Annotated in this window: 20 protein-coding genes; 6 read left to right on the top strand and 14 right to left on the bottom strand. The window is 75.1% G+C overall.

What is annotated here, in order from left to right; translation table 11 throughout:
• Positions 1-3 precede the first annotated feature (3 nt).
• Entirely contained in the window at positions 4-297 is a 294-nt protein-coding gene (locus BLT72_RS17010) for a DUF3017 domain-containing protein (RefSeq protein WP_157720547.1), read from the top strand.
• 12 nt (positions 298-309) lie between these two features.
• Here the strand turns inward: BLT72_RS17010 and BLT72_RS23165 are convergent, their stop codons facing one another.
• Genes BLT72_RS23165 through BLT72_RS16985 form a run of 5 tightly spaced genes read right to left on the bottom strand, consistent with a single transcriptional unit; the run spans position 310 to position 4,457 of the window.
• Entirely contained in the window at positions 310-855 is a 546-nt protein-coding gene (locus BLT72_RS23165; protein ID WP_091414325.1) for a DUF4190 domain-containing protein, read from the bottom strand.
• A gap of 40 nt (positions 856-895) precedes the next feature.
• Positions 896-1,198, bottom strand: a complete 303-nt coding sequence (locus tag BLT72_RS17000; RefSeq protein ID WP_091414323.1) for a hypothetical protein — start codon at positions 1,196-1,198, stop codon at positions 896-898.
• A 56-nt stretch (positions 1,199-1,254) separates the two neighbouring features.
• On the bottom strand, positions 1,255-2,712 hold the full coding sequence (locus BLT72_RS16995) for a S10 family peptidase (RefSeq protein WP_091414321.1): 1,458 nt from the start codon (positions 2,710-2,712) through the stop codon (positions 1,255-1,257).
• Positions 2,713-2,755: 43 nt separating this feature from the next.
• The gene (locus BLT72_RS16990; protein ID WP_091414319.1) at positions 2,756-3,445 is read right to left on the bottom strand and encodes a DUF4190 domain-containing protein; all 690 of its coding nucleotides are present in this window, start codon (positions 3,443-3,445) and stop codon (positions 2,756-2,758) included.
• Positions 3,446-3,470: 25 nt separating this feature from the next.
• Positions 3,471-4,457: a malate dehydrogenase gene (locus tag BLT72_RS16985; protein ID WP_091414317.1), complete on the bottom strand. Its 987-nt coding sequence runs from the start codon at positions 4,455-4,457 to the stop codon at positions 3,471-3,473.
• Between the two features lie 113 nt (positions 4,458-4,570).
• On the opposite strand from BLT72_RS16985, the gene BLT72_RS16980 reads away from it, so the two are divergent.
• Positions 4,571-5,125 carry a nucleoside/nucleotide kinase family protein gene (locus BLT72_RS16980; RefSeq protein WP_091414315.1) on the top strand — a complete coding sequence of 185 codons (555 nt, stop codon included), beginning with the start codon at positions 4,571-4,573 and terminating at the stop codon, positions 5,123-5,125.
• 78 nt (positions 5,126-5,203) lie between these two features.
• On the opposite strand, the gene BLT72_RS16975 is transcribed toward BLT72_RS16980, so the two are convergent.
• The 4 genes from BLT72_RS16975 to BLT72_RS16960 all read right to left on the bottom strand — a co-directional run bounded on the left by BLT72_RS16975 (position 5,204) and on the right by BLT72_RS16960 (position 10,637).
• The gene (locus tag BLT72_RS16975; protein ID WP_091414313.1) at positions 5,204-7,447 is read right to left on the bottom strand and encodes an NADP-dependent isocitrate dehydrogenase; all 2,244 of its coding nucleotides are present in this window, start codon (positions 7,445-7,447) and stop codon (positions 5,204-5,206) included.
• Positions 7,448-7,971: 524 nt separating this feature from the next.
• On the bottom strand, positions 7,972-8,442 hold the full coding sequence (locus tag BLT72_RS16970) for a hypothetical protein (RefSeq protein ID WP_091414311.1): 471 nt from the start codon (positions 8,440-8,442) through the stop codon (positions 7,972-7,974).
• 152 nt (positions 8,443-8,594) lie between these two features.
• A complete protein-coding gene (locus tag BLT72_RS16965) occupies positions 8,595-9,440 on the bottom strand; it encodes an SMP-30/gluconolactonase/LRE family protein (protein WP_091414309.1) in 846 nt (281 codons plus the stop codon).
• 54 nt (positions 9,441-9,494) lie between these two features.
• Complete coding sequence (locus tag BLT72_RS16960) at positions 9,495-10,637, bottom strand: GNAT family N-acetyltransferase (RefSeq protein WP_091414307.1); 1,143 nt, start codon at positions 10,635-10,637, stop codon at positions 9,495-9,497.
• Between the two features lie 99 nt (positions 10,638-10,736).
• Here BLT72_RS16960 and BLT72_RS16955 point away from each other — a divergent pair, with 99 nt between their 5' ends.
• The 3 genes from BLT72_RS16955 to trpS all read left to right on the top strand — a co-directional run bounded on the left by BLT72_RS16955 (position 10,737) and on the right by trpS (position 13,361).
• On the top strand, positions 10,737-10,928 hold the full coding sequence (locus BLT72_RS16955; protein WP_091414305.1) for a hypothetical protein: 192 nt from the start codon (positions 10,737-10,739) through the stop codon (positions 10,926-10,928).
• Positions 10,925-12,262 carry a hemolysin family protein gene (locus tag BLT72_RS16950; RefSeq protein WP_091414302.1) on the top strand — a complete coding sequence of 446 codons (1,338 nt, stop codon included), beginning with the start codon at positions 10,925-10,927 and terminating at the stop codon, positions 12,260-12,262. The genes BLT72_RS16955 and BLT72_RS16950 overlap by 4 nt, the downstream gene beginning before the upstream one ends.
• 82 nt (positions 12,263-12,344) lie before the next feature.
• Positions 12,345-13,361, top strand: coding sequence for a tryptophan--tRNA ligase (gene trpS, locus BLT72_RS16945; RefSeq protein WP_425349214.1), 1,017 nt, complete (start codon positions 12,345-12,347; stop codon positions 13,359-13,361).
• Between the two features lie 34 nt (positions 13,362-13,395).
• Here the strand turns inward: trpS and BLT72_RS16940 are convergent, their stop codons facing one another.
• The 5 genes from BLT72_RS16940 to BLT72_RS16920 form a co-directional block, all read right to left on the bottom strand.
• Positions 13,396-15,975: a CHAT domain-containing protein gene (locus BLT72_RS16940; protein WP_091414298.1), complete on the bottom strand. Its 2,580-nt coding sequence runs from the start codon at positions 15,973-15,975 to the stop codon at positions 13,396-13,398.
• Between the two features lie 181 nt (positions 15,976-16,156).
• Complete coding sequence (locus BLT72_RS16935; protein WP_091414296.1) at positions 16,157-16,672, bottom strand: hypothetical protein; 516 nt, start codon at positions 16,670-16,672, stop codon at positions 16,157-16,159.
• Positions 16,669-17,334: an RNA polymerase sigma factor gene (locus tag BLT72_RS16930; protein WP_091414294.1), complete on the bottom strand. Its 666-nt coding sequence runs from the start codon at positions 17,332-17,334 to the stop codon at positions 16,669-16,671. The genes BLT72_RS16935 and BLT72_RS16930 overlap by 4 nt, the downstream gene beginning before the upstream one ends.
• Before the next feature lie 19 nt (positions 17,335-17,353).
• Positions 17,354-19,180 (bottom strand): S8/S53 family peptidase, encoded by a 1,827-nt coding sequence (locus BLT72_RS16925; protein ID WP_091414292.1) that lies wholly within the window; start codon positions 19,178-19,180, stop codon positions 17,354-17,356.
• A 113-nt stretch (positions 19,181-19,293) separates the two neighbouring features.
• Complete coding sequence (locus BLT72_RS16920) at positions 19,294-21,186, bottom strand: Na+/H+ antiporter (RefSeq protein ID WP_172826099.1); 1,893 nt, start codon at positions 21,184-21,186, stop codon at positions 19,294-19,296.
• 179 nt (positions 21,187-21,365) lie between these two features.
• On the opposite strand from BLT72_RS16920, the gene BLT72_RS16915 reads away from it, so the two are divergent.
• Complete coding sequence (locus BLT72_RS16915; RefSeq protein WP_091414288.1) at positions 21,366-22,946, top strand: acyl-CoA mutase large subunit family protein; 1,581 nt, start codon at positions 21,366-21,368, stop codon at positions 22,944-22,946.
• The last annotated feature ends 21 nt before the right edge of the window (positions 22,947-22,967 follow it).

Here is a 22,967-nt window from a genome sequence, read left to right as displayed (position 1 = left end):
CGGGTGGCCCGGGGCGGCGCGGGCGCAGCACCGCAGCAGCGGCCCTGGCCCCTGCTCGTGGTGGTGGCCGGGGTCGCCCTGGGCCTGCTGGTCAGCGTGCTGGGCGAGGCCACCTGGCGCCTGGGGTCGGTCCTGGTCGGCCTCGCCCTGCTCGTCGGTGCCGTCGAGCGGCTGGTGCTGAGCGACCGGGCGGCCGGCCTGCTGCAGGTGCGCGGCAAGGGCTTCGACGTCGCGGTCCTGGCCCTCTTCGGGCTGGCCGTCGTCGCCCTGGCCCTGGTGGTGCCGCCCGGGCGCTGACCGGTCCCGTGGCTAGCCGCCCGAGCTGGCCGCCACCGCGATGGCGAGGAACAGCAGGACCGCCAGGATGCCGAGCACCATCAGCACGGTCACGATGATGCCGAGGATGCGGCCCACGACGATCAGCTGCTCGTTGCCCGGGTGGGCGCCGCTGGCGCGGATCTCCTTGAGCGCGCGGCTGCCCATGATCCACGCCACCGGCCCGAGGATGCCGACGAAGAAGCCGGCGATGCCGAAGACGAGGATGAGGACGCCCTGCGGGTGGTCAGCGCTGCCGTAGGGCTGGGTGGAGACGCCGTAGCCGGGCTGCCCGTACGCCTGCGGTGCGTAGCCCTGCTGGCCGTAGTCCTGCTGCTGGCCGTAGCCCTGCCCGTAGTCCTGGCCGTAGCCCTGCTGGCCGTAGCCCTGCTGTGCAGGGTCCTCGGTGTAGCCCTGCGGCCCGTAGCCCTGCTGGCCCCCGGTCGGCGGCTCGGCGTAGGGCGCGGGCTCCGGGTTCAGGCCGGGCTCGGGGCGTCGCTCGGGGTCGGAGGCCGAGGACGGCTGCTGCGGATCGGTCATGGTGCTCCTCCAGGTGGCGGTGAGGGCGGGCGGGCCGGCCTCAGGGGGTGGTGCGGTACAGCCCGAGCGCGAGGACGGCGACCAGGTAGAACAGGATGACGAGCGCCCAGACCACCAGGGTGATGATGCTGAGCACCCGGCCCACCACCACCGACGAGCGGTTGGAGTAGGCGTGGGGGTTCGCGTCGATCTGGTGGAGCGCCTGGTTGGCACGCAGCAGGCCGGGCACCGCGACGACCGGGCAGAGCACCAGCCCGAGGATCCCGAGCACCAGCACCAGGGTGCCCTGGGGGTGCGGCCGGCCGTAGCCGCTCACCGGCGGCGGCTGGTACGGGTTGCTCACCCCCAGCATTCTGGCGCACCGGCGCCGTCAGGCCCAGCACCCGCGCGGGGTCGGCGTCATCCGGAGACCCGCTGCACGAACGCCGCGAGGTCGGCCGACTGCTGCACCCGGCTCGGCTCGTGGACGTACATCATGTGGCCGGCCTCGTAGTACGCCCAGGTGATCCGGTCGGCCTCGCCGGGCGGCACCTTGAGGTGGGCGAACACGTGCTCGGCGGCGAAGTGCGGGGTGGCGCCGTCGAAGTAGCCGCAGGACACGTGCACCTGCAGGTGCGGGTTGGAGCGCATGGCCGAGGCGAGCGCCGAGGCCGACTCGACGGCGCGGCCCTCGAACTCCTTGTACGACCAGGGGTGCACGTCGCTGGTCAGCAGGTTGTAGGGCAGGTCGGTGCGGTAGCCGAGCTCGGTGCGCAGGTAGCCGTTGGCCGCGGCCGCGTAGGGCCCGACGAGGGCGCGGTAGCTCGGGTCCTCCTCGGTGCGGCTCACGTTGCCGTGGTCGGGCCAGGAGGTGAACCGCAGGTCCAGCCGGCCCAGCTGCAGGCCGCGGTCCCGCAGCAGCTCGGTGACGAAGGAGAACAGGTCCACCCGGAGGTCGGCACGGTCGACGTAGCCCGGGTCGAGGCCGGTCAGCTCGGCGTAGCGGGCGACGACGGCGTCGCGCTCCGCCCCGCGCAGCCGGTGGCCGCGCGCCAGCGCCCACGGCAGGTCGCGGGCGGCGAACTCCTCGGCCTCGGCCACCCGGGCGCGCAGCTCGCCGTCGACCTTGCCGTGGTGGTGCGCGGCGGCGGTGTAGGTGGGCAGGTAGAGGGCGTAGGGCAGGTCCGAGCCCTCGACGAAGTCCACCGAGCCGATGTCGAGGACCGAGGAGATGAGCAGCAGGCCGTTGAGGTAGAGGCCGCAGCCGTCGGCGAGGTGCTGCGCCAGGGCGGCGGCGCGGGTGGTGCCGTAGGACTCCCCGGCCAGCAGCTTCGGCGACGACCACCGGTCGTGGCGGCTGGTCCACAGCCGGATGAACTCCCCGACGGACTCGAGGTCGCGGGTGTAGCCGTGGTAGTCGCCGGCCTGGTGCCCGGCGGCGGGCCGGGAGTAGCCCGTCGTCACCGGGTCGACGAAGACCAGGTCGGAGACGCGGAGCAGCGACTCCAGGTTGTCGGTCAGCCCCCAGGGCGGGGGGAGCAGGGCGCCGGCGTCGCCCATCACGACGCGGCGCGGCCCCAGCAGCCCGAGGTGCAGCCAGGCCGACGACGAGCCGGGCCCGCCGTTGAAGGCGAAGGTGACCGGGCGGGTGCGCGGGTCGACGTCGTCGAGGACGTAGGCGGTCGAGAACACCTCGGCGCGGGGTTGGGGCCCGCGCGCCGTGCCGTCCTCGACCACCTCCTCGCGGAGCACGGTCCGGCCCGCGGTGACGGTGTAGCGCAACCGGCCCCGGCCCACCCCGACGGCGTGCTGGGTGGTGACGAGGTCGTCCTCGGGGGGTGCCGGGGTGGCGGGAGCGGGCTGGGGGTCGTCGGCCATGGCAGGACCCTAGGCGTCACCACCGACAGGACCGGCGACCGGCTCAGCTGCCGGAGAGCCCGCTGATGACGAAGACGAGCGCCCAGACCCCGAGGACCGCCAGTCCGACGATGCCGGTGACCAGGCCGGCGTGCGCCTTGCTGCGGCCGGTCCAGCGGGCCGGGTCGCCGTCGATCTCGCGCTTGGCCCGGGCCCCCTGGACGACGCCGGCGATGCCCACCAGGCCCCCGACGCCGCAGAACAGGCTGAGGACCAGGCCGATGATGCCGGTCACCAGGGCCGGTACCGCCTTGGGGTGGTCGGTCGGGCCGTAGCCGTACCCGTAGGGCGGGCCGTAGCCGGCTGCGGGTGGGCCGTAGGCCGCGGGCACGCCGGGCGGCGCGGGGGTGCCGTAGCCCTGGGGGTCGGCCGGGGAGCCGTAGCCCCCCGACGGCGGCTGCTCGGCCCAGGGTGCCTGGTAGGGCGGGGCAGGCTGGTAGGGCGCGGGCGGTTGGTAGGGCTGTGCGGACGGGTGGAGCGGGGCCGGCGGGTAGGGCGGGCCGGTCGGCGGCTGGCCGTAGAGCGGGTACTCGGCGCCCGCCGGGGGCGGCGGCGTCGCGTCCTGGTGCTGCTCGGGCGGGCCTGCGGGCTGGTCGCCGGCGCCGGACGCGGCGGCGCCCTCCCGGCTGAACGGGTCGGGCCCGTCCGCCCCGGGGTCGGAGGGGTGGACGGGCCCGCTCGGCTGGTCGCTCATGCGTGCAGTGTCGCCGACCGGGCGGTCAGTCGATCAGCCCGAGGGAGCGCACGGCCTCGCGCTCCTCGACCAGCTCGGCCGTGGAGGCGTCGATCTTGCCGCGCGAGAAGTCGTTGACGTCGAGGCCCTGGACGATGCTGTACGCACCGCCGCTGACCGTGCACGGGAACGAGGAGATGATCCCCTCGGGCACGCCGTAGGAGCCGTCGGACGGGACCGACATCGAGACCCAGTCGTCCTCGGCGGTGCCGAGCACCCAGTCGCGCATGTGGTCGACGGTGGCGTTGGCCGCGCTGGCGGCGGAGCTGGCGCCCCGGGCCTCGATGATGGCGGCACCCCGCTGCTGCACCCGGGGCAGGAAGTCGCTCTCCAGCCAGGCCTGGTCGACCAGCTCGGGGGCGGGGCGGCCGCCGACCGTGGCGTGGAAGACGTCGGGGTACTGGGTGGCGGAGTGGTTGCCCCAGATGCTCAGGTGCTTGACGTCGTTGACGCTGCTGCCGGTCTTGGCGGCCAGCTGCGCGACGGCGCGGTTGTGGTCCAGCCGGGTGAGGGCGTTGAACCGCTCGCGCGGGATGTCCGGGGCGTTGCTCATGGCGATCAGCGCGTTGGTGTTGGCCGGGTTGCCGGTGATCAGCACCCGGACGTCGTCGGCGGCGTGGTCGTTCAGCGCACGACCCTGGGGCTTGAAGATGGCGCCGTTGGCCTCGAGGAGGTCACCGCGCTCCATGCCCTTGGTGCGCGGGCGCGCCCCCACGAGGCAGGCGAGGTTGACGCCGTCGAACACCTGGTTGGCGTCGTCGCCGATCTGGACGCCGGCCAGCAGCGGGAAGGCGCAGTCGTCGAGCTCCATCACGACACCCTCGAGCGCCTTCAGCGCGGGCGTGATCTCCAGCAGCCGCAGCTCGACGGGCTGGTCCGGACCCAGCATCGAGCCGCTGGCGATGCGGAACAGCAGGCTGTAGCAGATCTGGCCGGCGGCTCCGGTGACGGCGACTCTGACGGGTGACTTCACGAACGCTCCTCGGCTGGCTCCGGCCCGGGTCGGGTGCGACCCGGAGGGAGACGGGTGTGCTTTCCTGGGCCTGACGTTAGCAACGACCGCGCCGCGCAGCACCCGGAGGGCTGGTGACCACTCTCGTCGCACCGGCGGCCCTGCCCGCGCGGGTGGCCGCCCGGCTGGCCGGCAGGCCCGGCACCCGCTGGGTGGGCGTCGACGGCTTCGGGGCGGCCGGCAAGACGACCCTGGCCGCGGCGGTCGCCCGCGCGCTGCCCGCCGCGGTCGTGGTCCACGTCGACGACTTCGCCCGGCCCTCGGTCACCACCTGGGAGCGGGACCGCTTCGTCGCGCAGGTGCTGGCGCCGCTGAGCGACGGCCGGCCCGGCCGCTACCAGCGCTGGGACTGGCCGACCGACTCCGGCGCGGAGTGGTACGACGTCCCACCCGGGGTGCCGGTGGTCGTCGAGGGCGTCTCCAGCACCGACGAGCGACTCGGGGTGCCCTGGGACGTCCGGGTGTGGGTGGAGGCCGATCGCGAGGTGCGGCTCGCCCGCGCCCTGGAGCGCGACGGCGCGGCGATGCTGGAGCGCTGGCTCACCGACTGGATGCCCAGCGAGGAGCGCTACGCCGCCGCGCAGCGCCCCCGCGAGCGGGCGGACTTCTGGGTGCGGACCAGCCCCTGACCCCCGCGGGTGCCGCGTTGTCAGCCCGGGTGGCCGCCGAGGCGACCACCCGGGGCTGACAGGTCGGTCGGGGCGGGGTCAGGCGATGAGGCTCGCGAGCGTGGCGTTGAGCGTCGCCGACGGGGTCATGACGGCCGTCGCCTTGGCGTCGTCCGGGTGGAAGTAGCCCCCGATGTCGGCCGGGTGGCCCTGCACGGCCAGCAGCTCGGCGGTGATCGTGTCCTGCTCGCCGCTCAGCCGCTCGGCGACCGCGCGGAAGGCCTCCGCCAGGTCGGCGTCCGCCGTCTGCGCCGCCAGCTCCTGCGCCCAGTAGAGGGCGAGCCAGAAGTGGCTGCCGCGGTTGTCGATCCCGCCGAGGCGCCGGGTCGGGGACTTGTCCTCGTTGAGGAAGGTCCCGGTCGCCCGGTCGAGGGTGTCGGCCAGCACCTGCGCGCGGGCGTTGCCCGTCGTGGTGGCCAGGTGCTCGAGGCTGACGGCGAGGGCGAGGAACTCACCCAGGCTGTCCCAGCGGAGGTAGTTCTCCTTGACCAGCTGCTGCACGTGCTTGGGGGCCGAGCCGCCGGCGCCCGTCTCGAACAGCCCACCGCCGTTGATCAGCGGGACGACCGACAACATCTTGGCCGAGGTGCCGAGCTCCAGGATCGGGAACAGGTCGGTCAGGTAGTCGCGCAGCACGTTGCCGGTCACCGAGATGGTGTCCTCGCCGCGACGGATCCGCTCGAGGGAGAACGCGATCGCCTCCTCCGGCGGCAGGATCTGGAGGTCCAGGCCCTCGGTGTCGTGCTCGGGCAGGTACTGCCGGACCTTGGCGATCAGGTTGGCGTCGTGCGCGCGGTCCTCGTCGAGCCAGAACACCGCGGGGGAGCCGGTGGCCCGGGCCCGGGTGACGGCGAGCTTGACCCAGTCCTGGATCGGGACGTCCTTGGTCTGGCACATCCGCCAGATGTCGCCCTGCCCGACCGGCGTCTCCAGCACGGTGGTGCCGGACTCGTCGACGACGCGGACGGTGCCGGCGGCCGAGATCTCGAAGGTCTTGTCGTGGGAGCCGTACTCCTCGGCCGCCTGCGCCATCAGCCCGACGTTCGGCACCGAGCCCATGGTCGTCGGGTCGTAGGCGCCGTGCGCGCGGCAGTCGTCGAGGACGACCTGGTAGATGCCGGCGTAGGAGGAGTCGGGGATGACGGCGAGGGTGTCCTGCTCGTCGCCGGAGGGGCCCCACATGTGGCCGGAGGTGCGGATCATCGCCGGCATCGAGGCGTCGACGATGACGTCGCTCGGCACGTGCAGGTTGGTGATGCCGCGGTTGGAGTCCACCATGGCCAGCTCGGGACCGTCGGCGAGGCCCTGCTCGATCGCGGTCTTGATCGGGCCGCCCTGCTCGAGGCGGCCGAGGCCGGCGAGGATGGCGCCGAGGCCGTCGTTGGGGCTGAGGCCGGCGTCGGCCAGGGCGTCCTCGTAGCGGGTGAAGACGTCGGGCAGGAAGGCGCGGACCACGTGGCCGAAGATGATCGGGTCGGAGACCTTCATCATCGTGGCCTTGAGGTGGACCGAGAACAGCACGCCCTCGGACTGCGCGCGGGCGATCTGCTCGGTGAGGAAGATCCGCAGCGCGTCCACGTCCATCGCGGTGGCGTCGACGACCTCGCCGGCCAGCACCGGGACCGACGCGCGGAGCGCCGTGACCGTGCCGTCCTCCGCGACGTGCTCGATGCGCAGGGTGCCGTCGGTCTCGACGACCGCGGAGGTCTCGTTGGAGCGGAAGTCGCCCGACGTCATGTGCGCGACGTTGGTCTTCGAGTCCGGCGACCAGGCGCCCATCGAGTGCGGGTGGCTGCGGGCGTACTGCTTGACCGACGCGGGCGCGCGGCGGTCGGAGTTGCCCTCGCGCAGCACCGGGTTGACGGCGGAGCCCTTGACCTTGTCGTACCGGGCGCGGACGTCGCGGTCCTCGTCGCTGCTCGGGCTCTCCGGGTAGTCCGGCAGGGCGTAGCCCTGGGACTGCAGCTCGGTGATCGCGGCCTTCAGCTGCGGGACCGAGGCGGAGATGTTCGGCAGCTTGATGATGTTGGCCTCGGGCGTCTTGGCCAGCGCCCCCAGCTCGGCCAGCGCGTCGCCGACCCGCTGCTCGGGCGTCAGGCGCTCCGGGAACTGGGCCAGGATGCGGCCGGCGAGGGAGATGTCGCGCGTCTCGACGGAGACCCCGGCCGTCGAGGCGAAGGCCTCGATGATCGGCAGCAGCGAGTAGGTGGCCAGCGCGGGCGCCTCGTCGGTGCGGGTGTAGATGATGGTGCCGGAAGCGGTGGACGTCGTGGTGTCGGTCACGACGGGAGGCTATCGCGTCGGGTTCGGGGGCTGAGTTGGTGCCGACTTGTCAGCACCTGTGGTCGCCCTGACGACCGTGGATGCTGACAACTCGGAAGTCACGAGCGAGGGGGCCCGGACGCGACCGTCCACAGGGCTTCTCCCTCGTGACCTGCTGGGGGCGCGGCCGGCCAGGGTGCACGCGTGCTGACACCTGTGGCGCGGGCAGCCCGCGGAGCCGGCGTGCTGCGGCGTGACCGGCCGGAGGAGTTCGGGTGGACGCGCAGCCAGATCCGGGCCAGGTCGATGCCGGGCGACGGAGCCGCTGGGGCGACCACCTGGTGCTGACCCAGAACGCTGCGCCATCGCGGCGTCAGCTGATGTGGATGGTGCTCCTGGACGCGGGACCGCCCGCCGCGCTGGCCAGCCACACGGCCCTGGAGGTCGCAGGCTTCGCGGACTTCGCTCGCGAGGCGGCGCAGATCCACGTCGTCGTCCCGCGAGGTGCTCGCTGCGCGCCGCTCGCCGGACTCCGCGTCCACGGGTCACGGCGCCTCCATGCTGACGACCTCGTGCTCGAGAGCGGCCTCGCCCGCACCGCTACGGCGCGGTCCGCCCTCGACGCCGCTGCCTGGCAGCCGTACCCGCGCTTCGCGTGCGCACTGGTCAGCGCCGTCGTCCAGCAGCGCCTCTGCACGGTGGACGAGCTCGACGCGGCGATGGCTCGCGTCGGGCGCATCCGCCACCAGGTGCATCTCCGGCTGGTGGTGGCCGACCTGGGCGGAGGGCCGCTGACGAACGGTGAGGAGGAGGTGCTCCGGCTCTGCCGGCGCTTCGGCCTGGTACCGCCGCGGCGCCAGGTCCGACGTCGGGACCTCGACGGCCGGGTCCGCCATCTCGACTGCGAGTGGGACCTGTCCGACGGGCAGCTGGCCGTGCTCGAGGTGGACGGACGCCACCACCCTGGAGGTGCGCAACTGGCAGGAGGACGTGCGCCGGGAGCGCGGCCCGGTCATCAGCGGACGTCGAGTCCTCCGTGCCACCGACATCGAGGGCCGGCTCGAACCCGCGCTCCTGGCTCGTGACCTGATCGCGCTCGGGGTGCCACGGAGCCGCGTCGTCAGCGTCAGGGGCCGCCATGGCCACCACCCACCCTGACAAGTCGGTGCTAGGCCGGGTAGGGGACCGGGAGCAGGCCGCGGGCGCCGACGTCGGCGACGTAGACCGAGCCGGCGTGGGGGCCGCCGGAGCCGCCCTCGTCGGAGGTGGTGATGAAGAGCTGGTCGAGGTCGTCGCCGCCGAACGTGCAGGCGCTGGTCTGGGTGGGGCCGTCGACCTCGACGACGTCCAGCACCGCGCCGCTGCCGGCGTCGAGGCAGCGGACCTGGCCGCCGCCCCAGACCGCGACCCAGAGACGGCCGTCGGTGTCGATCGTCATGCCGTCGGGAGAGTCCTCGCCGAGGTCGGCGACGGTGCGCCGGTCGTGCCAGGAGCCGTCGTCGGCCACGTCGAAGACGTCGACGTGGTGGGTCGGGGTGTCGTTGTAGTAGACCTGCCGGCCGTCGGCGGAGAAGACGAGGCCGTTGGAGACCGAGACCCCCGTCAGCACCGCGGAGACGGAGCCGTCGACGTGCAGCCGGAGCAGGGAGGCCTCACCGCCCGGACCCCCGGTCTGCATCGAGCCGCACAGGAACGACCCGTCCGGCGCCGTCGCGCCGTCGTTCATCCGCAGCCCCTCGTGGTCCCACAGCTCGCCGAGGTCGTGCACGGTGCCGTCGGGGTCGACGAGGACGAACGAGCGCAGTGCCGCGGCGACGATCCCGCCGCCGGTCCGGGGCCGGAACGCCCCGACGAACGCCCCGACGTCGGTCCGGCGGGCGACGGTGCCGTCGGCGGCCAGGCTGACGACCTGCCCCTGGTAGGCGTCGGTGATCCGCAGCCCCTCACCGGGCCACCAGACGGGGCCCTCCCCGTGGCCGGCGACGACGTCGGAGAAGCGGGAGGCGCGGGTCATGCGGTCAGCGTAGGACCCACCCCGACCGCTGGTCCGGCGCCCTCCGGAGGGCGCTCAGGGCCGGGCGTAGAGCACCAGGTCGACGGTGGTGCCGTCGCCCAGCGGCTCGCAGCGGGGCATCACCCCCACCTCCCGGTAGCCGGCCCCCACCGCCACCCGGCGGGACGCGGTGTTGCCCTCGGCGGCGCGGATCAGCACCGAGTCGACCAGCCCCGACTCCTCCGCCCAGGCCGTCACCCGCTGCGTCGCCTCCGTCAGCACCCCGCGGCCGCGCGCCTCGGGGTGCGCCCAGTAGCCGATCTCCGCCCGCTTGGCGTAGCCGCCGAAGCCCTCGAGGCTGATCGCCCCCAGGCAGCGGTCGTCGCCCGCGTCGGCGACGCACCAGACCAGGCCGGCGCCGGTGGCCGCGGACTCCCGGGCGCCCTCCACGTAGTCCAGGGCGTGCTCGCGGGTGTAGGTGCGGGACAGCGACACCAGCCAGTGCTGGGTGCGCGGGTCCCGGCACGCCTCGACCACCCGGTCGGCGTCGTCGTCGGTGAACGGCCGCAGCCGCAGCCGGGGGCCGGCGAGCAGCGGGGGTTCCGACCAGGGCCGGGGCGTCCGCGGGTCGGTCACGCCCAGCGTGCCCACCCAGCCGTCGAGCAGCTCCCCGCGGTGCACCAGCGAGGCCCGGACGACGCCCTCGCACGGCCAGCCGGCCGCGGCCGCGACCCGGCGGGAGCCCCAGTTGCCGACGACGGCCCGCCAGCGCACCGCCCGCAGCCGGGCGACGTCGAAGGCGAAGTCGCGGACCAGCCGCAGGGCGCCGCTCATCAGGTGGCGTCCCCGCGCGTCGGGGTGCAGCCCGAAGCCCACCTCGGCCAGGCCGTCGCCGTGCAGCCGGAGGTCGATGCTGCCGCAGAACACGCCGGGGCGGTCCGCGCCCTCGACGGCCCAGCACAGGTTCTGCCCGCTCCGCCAGCCCTCGACGACCACGTGGTCGAGGAACGCCCGGGCGTCGGCCAGGCCGTAGCCGCCCTCGGGCGTCGGGACCGTCGTCCAGCGGATGCTCTCGGGGTCGCGGCACTGCTCGACCACCCGCGGCAGGTCGGCGGCGACCAGCGGGCGGAGGGTCACCCCCAGGGACGGGTCGCCCAGCACCGGGACCCCGTGGGGGTGGAGGCGGGCCAGCGCGGGGGCGTCGGGGGCGGCGGGCATCCGCCCATCAAGCCAGCCGGGACGGCGGCGGGCAAGCGGGATACCGGCCGCCCGGGTTCCCGGGTCGCGGCGGTCGCCGGCGCTCACTACGCTGGGGCGGTGACCAGGACCGACCCGGCCGCGGCGCCCGAGCGCGCCGTGCCCGAGGCTGCCGACCCCGCCGCCCCGGCGGTGGGCGGTCCGCTGCTGCCCGACGCCGACGAGGGCGACGCGCACAGACCCGGGGACTCCGTCGGAGTCCCCGCCCCCGTCGCCGCCCCGCGGCCCGCCCGTCCCAGGACCACCGCATGAACCCCGTCCTCGTCAACATCGGCCTGATCCTGCTGTTCATCGCGGTGGGCGGCATCTTCTCGGGCGCCGAGATGGCCCTGGTGTCGCTCCGCGACAGCCAGATCCGCCAGATCGCCCACCAGGGCAAGCGCGGCCAGACCGTCGCCCGGCTGACCGACGACCCGAACCGCTTCCTCAGCGCCGTGCAGATCGGCGTCACCCTGTCCGGGTTCCTGTCGGCGGCCTTCGGCGCCGCGACCCTGGCCGACGACTTCTCCCCGGTGCTGCAGTCGCTCGGCCTGGCGCAGGGCCCGGCGGACACCCTCGCGCTGGTGCTGATCACCGTCGCCATCTCCTACGCCTCGATCGTGCTCGGCGAGCTGGCGGCCAAGCGCCTCGCCCTGCAGCGGGCCGAGAGCGCCGCGCTGCTGCTGGCCCCGCTGGTCGACCGGATCGCCTTCTTCGCGCGGCCGGTCATCTGGTTCCTCGGGGTCTCGACCAACGTCGTCGTCCGCATCCTCGGCGGCGACCCCAAGGCCAGCCGCGAGGAGGTCAGCGACGAGGAGATCCGCTCGATGGTCAGCGGCTCGACCACCCTCGGGGACGAGGAGCGGCGGATCGTGGACGACGTCTTCGACGCCGGCGAGCGCGGCCTGCGCGAGGTCATGCTGCCGCGCACCGAGGTCGACTTCCTGCCCGGCGACCTGCCCGTCCACAAGGCGGTGCGGGAGCTCAGCAAGGCGCCCCACTCGCGCTACCCGGTGACCGGGGAGTCGGCCGACGACATCCTCGGTTTCGTGCACGTCCGCGACCTGCTGGACCCCGACGTCAGCACCCGCAGCATCCCGGTCTCCGACCTGGCGCGGCCGGTGCTCTCGATGCCGGACACCGTCCGCGTGCTGCGGGCGCTCAGCGAGATGCGTCGGACCTCCTCGCACCTGGCGATCGTGCTCGACGAGTACGGCGGCACCGCCGGCATCGTCACCATGGAGGACCTGGTCGAGGAGCTGATCGGGGACATCAGGGACGAGTACGACGTCGTCGAGGAGCCGCGGGTGGGGGTCCTGGGCGACCTCGAGGTCGAGGGGCTGATCACCCTCGACGAGTTCGGCGAGCGCACCGGCTTCGTGCTCCCGGACGGGCCCTACGACACCGTCGCCGGCTACTTCATGGCCCAGCTGGGCCAGCTGCCGTCGGTGGGCGACAGCATCCAGGCGGCGGTGCTGCCGGTCGACGCCGACGACGCCGACCCGACCCCGCTGGAGATCAAGGTGACCGAGCTCGACGGCCGCCGGGCCTCCCGGCTGGCCGTGCACCGGGTCGACGGCGGCGAGCTGCTGCCGCTCGCGCCCTAGGCCGTCGGCAGGCCCAGGCCGCGGGTCGGCTGTGCGGGAACGGACGGGCAGCCGGCGCGGCCTGCGTGATTGGATGGACATCATGTCCACCACCGACCGCAGCGGCCGGCCGCGCGTCCTCTCCCTCGCCCAGCCGACCGCGGACTCCCTCCACCTCGGCAACTTCCTCGGGGCGCTGCGGCAGTGGGTGCCCCTGCAGGACGACCACGACGCCTTCTACGGCGTCGCCGACCTGCACGCGCTGACCGTCGAGGTGGACCCCGCGGTGCTGGCGGAGCGCTCGCTGCGCAGCGCGGCCCAGATGATGGCCGCCGGCATCGACCCGGCCCGGTCGACGGTGTTCCGGCAGTCGGCCGTGCCCGAGCACACCCAGCTGATGTGGGTGCTGTCGGCGATGACCGGCTTCGGCCAGGCGCAGCGGATGACCCAGTTCAAGGACAAGGCGGCCCGGTTCGGCGCCGAGGCCACCAACGTCGGCCTGTTCACCTACCCGGTGCTGATGGCCGCCGACATCCTGCTCTACCAGGCCGACCGGGTGCCGGTGGGTGAGGACCAGCGCCAGCACCTCGAGCTGACCCGCGACCTCGCCGGCCGGTTCAACAGCCGCTACGGGACGACGTTCACGGTGCCCGAGCCGCACATCCTGCCCTCGGTCGGCAAGATCCAGGACCTCGCCGACCCGACGGCGAAGATGAGCAAGAGCTCGTCCTCGCCGAGCGGGCTCATCGAGCTGCTCGACGAGCCGCGGGTCAACGTCAAGAAGATCAAGTCCGCGGTCACCGACTCGGGCCGGGAGGTGACCTACGACGAGGCCGCCAAGCCGGGCGTCGCCAACCTGCTGACCATCCAGGCGGCGCTCACCGGCACGCCCGTCGCGGAGCTGGTCGCGGGCTACGCCGGCCGCGGCTACGGCGACCTCAAGAAGGGGGTCGCCGAGGCCGTGACGGCCTTCGCCACCCCGTACCGCGAGCGCACCCTGGAGCTGATGGGTGAGCGGACCGAGCTGGAGGCGGTCCTCCGCGACGGCGCCGAGCAGGCCCGCGAGGTGGCCAGCCGCACCCTCGCCGACGTCTACGCCAAGGTCGGCCTGCGGGGCTGAGGCCGGCCGACGCCGTCGGCGCCGGGACGGGACGTCAGCCCGCCGCCAGCGCCACCTGGGCCGGCTCGGGGAGCTGCGCCGGTGGGGGGACCGCCCGCCAGGACGTCCCGAAGCAGACGAAGGGGACGGGCGTCCCGTGCTCGGTGGCGCCCGCGAGGGCGGTGGCGGCGTCGTCGCCCGCCGCGAGCCGGCGGTGGTAGGCGACCATCACCTCCCGGGCCCGGTCGTCGGCCACCTGGCTGACCCCGGCGACGACGCACCGGGTGCCGAGCTGCAGCAGCACCCGCGTCCAGCCGAGGGCCTCGTCCCCCGGCCGGGTGGTCGCCTGGCCGAGCTCGCAGGCGGACAGCACGACGTGCGGGGCGACCGCCTCCACCTCGTAGGCGAACAGCGCCCCGTCGGCCAGCTGCAGCGAGGAGAACAGCGGGCTCTGCCGCTGGTGCGAACCGTGCGCCGCGACGTGCAGCACCGTCGCCGACCCCAGGCCCGCGGTCAGCCGGGCGCGGGTGGCGTCCGCCCCGGTGGCGGTGCTGGTCTCCGCCCACGCGCCCCACGCCGCGGCGACCTCGTGCACCTCCGCGCTCGCCTCGACCAGGCCCGGCCCGGCCAGCGCGGCCAGCCGGACCGGGCCCTCGGCCGTGCCCCCGCGGCCGCCGACCAGCCACGACGTCGCCGTTGGCGAGACCTCGACCGGCCGCCCGCGCAGGCTGGGCAGGCAGGTCCAGGGCAGGGTGGAGGTGGGGCCGGTCGGCACGACGACGAGGGCCTCGTCCGCCAGCCGCAGCGGCCCGACCAGCTGCGCGTCGAGGACGGCCAGCGACCGGCGCAGGGACTGCTCCACCGCCGCCCGCACCGCTGCCGGGACGCCGCCCAGCGCGAGGACGTCGAGGTCGGCCTGCGCCCGGCGGGACAGCTCCACGGTCCGGGCGTCGCCGGGCAGGTCCACGAAGCGGGGCCGGTCCCGGCCGAGCACGACGGCGGACCAGCGGCCGTCGGCGACGACGTAGCTGACGAGCACCTTGCCCTGGGCCTCCACCTGCTCCGCGACGGTGGCCATCGGCGCGGCGTGCACCACCGCGCCGGCCCCCACCGCCCGCCACGCGATCGCGTTGAGCTGGCCGTACAGCTCGGCGCTGCGCTGCCGGAGGGCGACGACGGACGCGCGCTCGGCCGGGTCGTCCCCGAGGGTCCGCAGCGCGTCGGTGACCTGCCGCAGCTCGGCCAGCGCCGGCTCCGAGGCGTCCGCCGGAGGCGTCACCGCCGTCAGCCGCCGTGACACCGCCCGGCCGCGCTCGACGGCGTTGAACAGCGCGGCGGGCCGGCGGGCGGCCAGCGCCAGCCGCAGGTCGAGGGCGACGAGCCGGCGGCCGTGCACCGCACCCGCGGTCTGCAGGTCGAGGCTGCCGAACTGGGCCTGGTGCCGGCTCAGCTCGGTCAGCCCGAGCCGCACCTGGCTGCGGGCGGCGGCGGCCTGGTGCTCGGCCAGCGAGATCTCGGCGGCCACCACCCGCTGCTGCAGCTTCAGGCCGATGGGGTCCGTCCGGCCGATGGGGTGCAGGCCGGCGAACCAGGCGCGCGCCTCGGCGGGCCGGCCCAGCGCGGTCAGCGCGGCGCAGCCGAGCAGGGCGGCGGTGCGCGCGGGCAGCTCCAGGTCCTGGGCGGCGAACTCCTCGGCCAGCCGCCGCGCCGGACCGAGCAGGCGGGCGGGTGGCCGGCCGTCGGCGAGGTCGGCGGTCAGCAGGGTGAGCTCGGCGACCCGGCGCCACCGGTCGTGACCGCGCCGGGCGAACCGGGTGCGGGCCGACCCGGCCAGCGCCCGGGCGTCGGCCAGCCGGTCGCCGAGCAGGGCGCAGTCCGCGCGGGCCAGCTCGGTCTCGGCGCGCTCGTGGGCCAGCCGGCCCCGGCGGAACTCCTGCTCGGCCCGGGCCAGGACGGCGTCGGCGGCGTCGGTGAGGCCGGCCTCGATCAGCACCCGGGCGCGGTCCAGGCCCGAGATGGCGAGCGAGGTCCCCGCCGACAGGGTCGCGGCCTCGTCCATCAGCTGCAGCGCCCGCGGCAGGTTGCCGCGGAGGTGCTCGAGGTAGCCGAGGTTGTGCGCCGCCATGAACGCGACCGAGCGCTGGCCGGCGTCCTCGGCGCCGGTGGTGAGCTGCACGGCCCGCTCGAGGTCCCGCCGGGCCGCCGGGAGGTCCAGGCGCTGCAGCGCCAGGTTGCCGCGGTTGAGGTGCAGGATGGCCGCGTCCCGCGGGGAGGCGGCGGCCAGCAGCCGCTCGGCGGCCGCGAACTCCGCCAGCGCCGCCGGGTGGTCGCCGCGGCGCAGGGCCCGGGTCGCCGCGGCGTTGTGCACGGCGAACCGCAGCTCGGCGTCGTCGACGCCCTCGACCAGCCGGCGGGCGTCCTGCAGCCGAGAGCCACCGTCGCCCGTCGTCTCCTCCTCGACCACGGCGAGCGTCATCAGCACCCGCACCCGGACGGCCCGGACCTCGGCGGCGGGCTCCGGGGACCGGTCCAGCAGGTCGAGCGCCCGCAGCAGACCGCGGTGCGCGAGGTCGAAGCGCCCCCGGTCGCACTGCGCCTGCGCCCGGCGGTGAGCGGCGGCGGCCTGGGGGAGCACCTGCCCATCCTGGCGCTGAACTGCGCGCTCGTACATGGGTCGGTCGGGTGAGGGCTCGGCGGCGGGCCGAGGGTGGCCCGGGCCGGGTGCGCTCGCCCGGGCGCCGCCGGACGGGGCGACGACGACGTCGGGGGCCAGGAGCCCGGTCCGCGTCCGAGCGGAGCCAGGGCCGACGACGCGGCTACAGCTCCACGGCGGGGCTCAGCACCGTGGCGACGCCGTCGCCGACCGGGACGTGCAGGACGAACTTCGCGAGCCCCACCGGGACGCGCTCGAAGACGAAGCGGCCGTCCTCGTCGGCCCGGGTCTCCAGGGTGCCGCCGGCGTGCAGCAGCTCCACCCGGACCCCGGCCCCGGGGGCGGCCCAGCCGTCGACCCGGACGGCGCCGGCCTCCTGCGGGGTGAGCGTCACCATCGTCGTCACCGACTCGCTGGTGAAGGTGATGGTGCGGACCGCCTCGGTGGCGGTCCGGGCGCCCGCGCCGACCAGGTCGACCTGGGTGAGGGTGGCCACCTCCGCCTGCAGGGCGTCGAGCGTGAGCTCGAACTCGATCCGCTCGACGAGCCCGTCGGGCACCGGGTCGACCCGCTCGAGCAGGCCGCGCAGCGCGTCGAGGACGGCGAGGTCGGTCGCGTCGACCGGCTGGGCGGCGAGGGCGTCCAGACGGGCGTCGTCGTGAGGGTCCGGGGCGGTCATGGTGTCTCCCAGGCGGGGTCGGCGGCGAGGGCCAGGCGCAGCTTGGCCAGGCAGCGGCCCCGGGTGGGTCCGATGCTGCCCTGGGGCATGCCCAGGGCCTTGGAGAGCTCGGCGTAGTCGGGGCGGTCGGCGAAGGCGATGACCCGCAGCAGGGCCCGGCAGCGCTCGGGCAGCTGGGCGATGTGCCGCCACAGCGCCGAGTCGGCGGCGGCCTCGAGGACCTCCTCCTCCACCGACGGGACGGGGACCGCCTCGGCGACGGTCGCGGCGGCGCTGTCGGTGGCCTCGAAGTCCTCGGGACGGGTGCGGGTCTGGGCCCGCGAGACCCGCCAGGACTCGCGCTTGGTGCTCACCACCAGCCACTGCAGCACGGCGACCGGCTCGGTGATGGTGTCGGCGTGCCGCACGAGGGCCAGCCACACCGACTGCAGCACGTCCTCGGCGGTCGCGGCGTCGAGCCGCGCGCCGCGCGCCGTGTGCCAGAGCACCGGCGTCACCAGCCTGACCAGGTCGGCCATCCGGGCGGCGTCACCGTCCCGGTAGGCCAGGAAGAGCCGGGCCGCGCGGACCGCCAGCCGCTCCGGCTCCTCCTCACCGCCGGCGGACCCCAGCCGGCCGTCGCTCCCGGGGGAGCTCCCCTCCGCCGTGCCCCCACCCGTCATCGCCCCGCGCCCCCGTCCCTCATCGTCCGACCCAGATCCCGTCCGTGTGCCCGCCGTCCGCGGCGGCCCCCACCCCGTCGCGGCCGGGGCCGTCGTGCCCCGCGCCCGTCGCACCGGTCGCGGGCAGCCCCGGCCGCACCAGGCTCGGCACCCGGGCGGTCACCGCCGCCCAGCCGCGCGCCACGGCCCCGGCCGGGTCGACGTCGTCGGCGGCCAGCACCCCGGCCGCCTGCAGGTGCTGGGCGATCTCCCCGACCAGGACGGGTGCCGAGAAGGAGGTCCCGCTCCACACCCCGAAACCCGAGCTGAAGTCGTCGGGGTCGATGGTCGCCCGCGGCGCGAGCCCGGTGGGCCGGCGCTCCAGGGTGGGGGAGCGGGACCCGTCGAACGCCGGCAGCGTGCTGACCAGCGACGCGCCCGGCCGGTGGGCCTGCACCCACGGGCCCTCGTTCGAGAACAGGGCGACGGTGCGGTCGGGGTTGGTGGCGCCGACCGCGACGACCGGCACCTCGTCGGCCAGCGGCGCCGGGACCAGACCGCCGGGGTGCGGCGCGAAGGCCGCCGGGTACATCGGCCGCAGGGTGGCGTCGTTCCCGGCGGAGACGACGACCACGACCCCGAGCCGGCCCAGCGCCCGGACGGGGGCCAGCAGCAGGGGGTCGAACGCCGCGTCGCCCGGCGTCTCGTGGTAGTAGCCGAGCGACATCGAGACGACGTCGACCAGCTGGTCCGGCCGGTGGTGGCGGACCGCCAGCGCCTGGCGCAGCCACAGCAGGCCCAGCGCCTCGAGCAGGTCGGCCTCGGCGACGACCCCGTCGCCCTGCACGACGCGGACCGCCAGCAGCCTCGCGTCGGGGCACTTCTGCCGGACGAGGCCCGCGATGAAGGTGCCGTGCCCCGCGCTCGGGTCGACCTCCCCCACGAGGGTGTTGCTCCGGACGTCGGGGTCCTCCGGAGCGGTCCGCGGGTCCGTCAGCCCGATCCGCAGGCCCTCGACCGTCGGCGCGCGGTCGACCACCTCGCCCTCGGGCAGCCAGTAGTGCCGGCCGATGCCGGTGTCCAGGACGGCGACCACCGGGCGCCGGCGGCCGGGCGGCAGGGGGCTCTGCACCGGCTCCGGTCCCAGCCAGGCGACGGGGGTGCGGCCGCCGAAGCCGGGCGCGGCGTACTCGGCCAGGCCGCCCGCCGTGTCGACGTAGGGGTTGCCGCTGGGCACCTTCCAGTACGGGTTGCCGGACGTGCCGGGCACCTTCCAGTAGGGGTTGCCCGACGCGCTGGGCACCTTCCAGTACGGGTTGGCGGTGACGCCGTCCTCCGCGTGCGGGGTCACGACGTGGTCGAGCTGGACGCTGGCCTGCTCGGGCGAGCCCGCGGGGTAGGCGTGCCGGAACGCCTGCAGGACCGGCCAGGCGTCGGGCGGGCCGACGGGGCCCTCGTCGTAGCGGGCCCGCAGCTCCACCCGGAGCACGAGCGGCTGCGGCTCCTCGGGGCCGATGCCGGCGGCGCGGGCCAGGTCGCGGAGGCGCACGTCCAGGGGGTCCACCCGCACGTCCAGGCCGAACCGGCTCCCGGCGATCTCGGTCAGCGTGGCCAGCACGGCGTCCTCGTGCGCCGTCGGCCGGACCAGCAGGCGGCTGCCCCGGTAGACCGTGGCCTGCAGCGGCTGCCCGCCGGAGCGGACCGCGGTGGCGGGGTCGAGCGTGCGGCCGTCGTGGCGCTCCAGCAGGTCGGCGGGCGGCGCGCTGCGCTGCGGCGACCCGTCCATGCCGGCGGTGTCGACCGGGCCGAAACCGGACAGGGGCGGGCGCTGGCCGGGGCTGCGGCCGGCAGGGGGATCTGAGGTCATCGCTCGCTCTCCGGTGGCTCGGGCGGCGCGCGGGCGCGCTCACCCAGTTGTACCGGTCAGGAGGCGATCTGGGGAGCCCTGATACGTCTCCGCCCCGACGGTGCGGGGACGCCTCAGCCGAGCCGCTCGTCGAGGTAGCACCAGCGCCAGGACTCGCCGTCCTCGTGGCTGCGCATCACCGGGTGGTGGCTGGTGTGGAAGTGCCGCTCGGCGTGCCGACCGACCGAGGAGTCGCAGCAGCCGACGTTGCCGCAGGCCAGGCAGCGGCGCAGGTGCACCGACCGGGTGCCCTCCCGCACGCAGTCCAGGCAGACCTCCGAGCGGGGCTCGACGTCGGCCGGCGCGGTGTCGAGGTGGACGCAGGAGCCGCTCGGGTCCAGCGGGGTGGCCACCGACTGGTTCTCGCTGAGCCGGTCCACCCGCTCGGTGGCGATCGTCAGCATCGACTCCTCGATGTCGAAGCTGGCCAGCACCTGCTCGACGACGTCGTGGTCGACCGTGCCGCTCGAGCGGACCCGCAGCACCTCGTCGCGCTCGGCGCGCATGGCGCCGAGCCGCAGCCGCCGGTACTGCTCGGCCGGGGTCTCGCCGGCGTCGCGGCCGGTGCCCAGCTTCTCCCAGAGGGCGTCGGAGCGGGAGGAGATGCGGTCCCGCACCAGCTGCACCGCGCTCGCCTCGTCCTCGGGCCCGGCCAGCCGGTCCAGCGCCGCGAGGCCGGCGTTGCCGGCGGTCGTCAGCACCGTGGCCGCCTGCAGGGCGTCGGAGCGGGCGTCCGGGCCGCGCATCTTGAGCACCCGGACCAGCGCGGGCAGCGTCAGGCCCTGGATCAGCAGGGTGCCGGCCGTGACCACCATGGCGGCGAAGATCAGCACCGCCCGGTGCTCGACGTCCTCGGGGATGAGGAACGCCGCGGCGAGGGTCACGACGCCGCGCAGCCCGGCCCAGCCGACGACGATGGTGTGCGACCACGGCGGCCGCCCCTCGCCGGTCTCGCGGTCGACGCGGTAGATGAGGAACCGCGAGATGGTCACCCAGACCAGCCGCAGCACGATCACCCCGACGAGCACGGCCGCCACGAACAGGGCGATCTGGCCGCCCGACAGCGTCGAGGTGGACAGCGCCTCCACGATCCGCCGGGCCTGCAGGCCGATCAGCAGGAAGACGGTGTTCTCCAGCAGGAACTGGATCGTCGCCCAGTTGACCCGCTCGGCCAGCCGGGACTGCCCGCTCTGGATCACCGGCGACTTGTGGCCCAGCACCAGGCCGGCGGTGACGACGGCGATCACGCCCGAGCCGTGGAAGTCGCGGTAGTGCAGCGCTTCCGCGGGCAGGTAGGCGACGAAGGGCACCAGCAGGGAGATCGCGGTGTCGAAGACGGGGTTGTGGACGTGCCGCCGGATGACCACGGCCAGGGCGGCGACCCCCACCCCGATGAGCGCCCCGGCGACGGCGATGACGAAGCCGAGGCCGATCTCCCAGGCGCTGACCGCGCCGGCGATCGCCACCAGCGCGACCCGCAGGCACGTGATGGCGGTCGCGTCGTTGAGCAGGGACTCGCCCTCCAGCAGCGTGATCACCCGGCGGGGCAGGCCGATCCGCCGGGCGATCGAGGTGGCGGCCACGGCGTCCGGCGGGGCGACGACGGCCCCCAGGGCGAAGGCGACAGCGAAGGGGACGGGCAGCAGCAGCCAGGTGATCAGCCCGATCCCCAGCGCCGTGATCACCACGAGCAGCACCGAGAGGAAGGCGATCGGCCGCCGGTGGGTGCGGAAGTCGATGATCGAGGAGCGGATCGCGGTCGCGTAGAGCAGCGGCGGCAGGAAGCCGAGGAGCACCAGCTCCGGGGTCAGCTCCGGCTCGTCGATGAACGGCACGAACGACGCCCCGATGCCGACGAGCATGAGCAGGAGCGGGGCCGGGAACCGGAGGCGGTCCGCCACGGCGGTGACGACCAGGACCGAGGCGACGATCGCGCAGATGCCGATGGCTGTGTCCACGCGCGCCATGGTCCCACCCCGGCGGCGGGGGGCGCCCCGGGCGGCCCGCCGGTGGACCGCGGCTGCGGGTGCTGAGAACCCGCAGCCGTCCAGCCGCTGGAGGTGCGGTTCCTCAGCAGTCGCCCCCGGTCCCGCGGCGGACCGCTGTGCGAGCATGCAGGCGTGGCAGGAGCAGGGAGCGGGACGGCATGAGCGGCGCGACCGAGTCCGGGACGCCGTTCGAACCCGTCTACACCGCCGACGACCTGGCGGGCTTCGACCCGGCCACGGCGCTCGGCCTGCCCGGCGCCTACCCGTACACGCGCGGCATCCACCCGACGATGTACACCTCCCGACCCTGGACGATGCGCCAGTACGCCGGCTTCGGCACCGCGACGGAGTCGAACGCCCGCTACCGCGAGCTGATCGCCCACGGCAGCGCGGGGCTCAGCGTCGCCTTCGACCTGCCGACGCAGATGGGGATGGACTCCGACGCTCCGCTGGCCTCTGGTGAGGTGGGCAAGGTGGGCGTCGCCATCGACTCCCTCGACGACATGCGGGAGCTGTTCCACGAGATCCCGCTGGCGGAGGTCTCGACGTCGATGACGATCAACGCGCCCGCCGCGGTGCTGCTGCTGCTCTACCAGCTGGTGGCCGAGGAGCAGGGGGCGGACCCGGCGACGCTGACCGGGACGATCCAGAACGACGTGCTCAAGGAGTACATCGCCCGCGGCACCTACATCTACCCGCCGGCGCCGTCGTTGCGCCTGGTCAGCGACACGTTCACCTACTGCGCCGAGCACCTGCCGCGCTGGAACACCATCTCGATCTCCGGCTACCACATGGCCGAGGCGGGGGCGACGCCCGCGCAGGAGGTCGCCTTCACGCTGAGCGACGGCATCGCCTACGTGGAGGCGGCGCTGGCCGCCGGGCTGGCCGTCGACGACATCGCGCCCCGGCTGTCCTTCTTCTTCGTCTCCCGCACCACGCTGCTGGAGGAGGTGGCCAAGTTCCGGGCCGCCCGGCGGATCTGGGCCTCGGTGGTGCGCGACGACTTCGGCGCGACGAACCCGAAGTCGATGATGCTGCGCTTCCACACCCAGACCGCCGGCGTCCAGCTGACCGCCCAGCAGCCGGAGGTCAACCTCGTCCGGGTGACGGTGCAGGCGCTGGCCGCGGTGCTGGGCGGCACCCAGTCGCTGCACACCAACTCCTACGACGAGGCGCTGGCGCTGCCCAGCGCCAAGGCCGCCCGGCTGGCCCTGCGGACCCAGCAGGTGCTGGCCCACGAGACCGACGTCACCCGCACCGTCGACCCGTTCGCCGGCTCCTACGTGGTCGAGTCGCTGACCGACGACCTGGAGGCCGAGATCCGCCGGCTGATGGCCGAGGTCGCCGACCGCGGCGGCGCCGTCCGCGCTATCGAGGAGGGCTACCAGAAGCTGGAGATCGAGCGCTCGGCCTACGACGTCGGGCTGCAGATCGACAGCGGCGAGCGGGTCGTCGTCGGGCTCAACCGTTTCGGCGGCGCCGAGGACGAGCCCTACGAGCCGCTCCGCGTCGACCCGGCGATCGAGGTCGCGCAGGGGGCCCGGCTGGCCCGGCTGCGCGCCGAGCGCGACCAGCCCGAGGTCGACGCGGCCCTGGCCGCGCTGGCCGCCGCGGCCGCGGGGACCGACAACGTCCTGGTCCCGATGAAGCGCGCCCTCGCCGCGCGGGCGACGGTGGGGGAGGTCTGCGACGCCCTCCGCGCCGTCTGGGGGGTCTACCGGCCGAGCGAGGCGTTCTAGCCCTTCCGCTGAGGCCGGCTC

Source organism: Friedmanniella luteola (assembly GCF_900105065.1).
Classification (GTDB): domain Bacteria; phylum Actinomycetota; class Actinomycetes; order Propionibacteriales; family Propionibacteriaceae; genus Microlunatus; species Microlunatus luteolus.
Note: the sequence above shows the minus strand (reverse complement) of the source record. Positions and strands in the feature narration are given on the sequence as shown.

Excerpts from the sequence above, each read along its gene's own strand:
- BLT72_RS23165 (WP_091414325.1), bottom strand. The coding sequence starts at position 855 with ATGACCGATCCGCAGCAGCCGTCCTCGGCCTCCGACCCCGAGCGACGC.
- BLT72_RS16995 (WP_091414321.1), bottom strand. The coding sequence starts at position 2,712 with ATGGCCGACGACCCCCAGCCCGCTCCCGCCACCCCGGCACCCCCCGAG.
- BLT72_RS16990 (WP_091414319.1), bottom strand. The coding sequence starts at position 3,445 with ATGAGCGACCAGCCGAGCGGGCCCGTCCACCCCTCCGACCCCGGGGCG.
- BLT72_RS16970 (WP_091414311.1), bottom strand. The coding sequence starts at position 8,442 with ATGACCGGGCCGCGCTCCCGGCGCACGTCCTCCTGCCAGTTGCGCACC.
- BLT72_RS16965 (WP_091414309.1), bottom strand. The coding sequence starts at position 9,440 with ATGACCCGCGCCTCCCGCTTCTCCGACGTCGTCGCCGGCCACGGGGAG.
- BLT72_RS16960 (WP_091414307.1), bottom strand. The coding sequence starts at position 10,637 with ATGCCCGCCGCCCCCGACGCCCCCGCGCTGGCCCGCCTCCACCCCCAC.
- BLT72_RS16950 (WP_091414302.1), top strand. The coding sequence starts at position 10,925 with ATGAACCCCGTCCTCGTCAACATCGGCCTGATCCTGCTGTTCATCGCG.
- trpS (WP_425349214.1), top strand. The coding sequence starts at position 12,345 with ATGTCCACCACCGACCGCAGCGGCCGGCCGCGCGTCCTCTCCCTCGCC.
- BLT72_RS16935 (WP_091414296.1), bottom strand. The coding sequence starts at position 16,672 with ATGACCGCCCCGGACCCTCACGACGACGCCCGTCTGGACGCCCTCGCC.
- BLT72_RS16930 (WP_091414294.1), bottom strand. The coding sequence starts at position 17,334 with ATGACGGGTGGGGGCACGGCGGAGGGGAGCTCCCCCGGGAGCGACGGC.
- BLT72_RS16925 (WP_091414292.1), bottom strand. The coding sequence starts at position 19,180 with ATGACCTCAGATCCCCCTGCCGGCCGCAGCCCCGGCCAGCGCCCGCCC.
- BLT72_RS16920 (WP_172826099.1), bottom strand. The coding sequence starts at position 21,186 with ATGGCGCGCGTGGACACAGCCATCGGCATCTGCGCGATCGTCGCCTCG.
- BLT72_RS16915 (WP_091414288.1), top strand. The coding sequence starts at position 21,366 with ATGAGCGGCGCGACCGAGTCCGGGACGCCGTTCGAACCCGTCTACACC.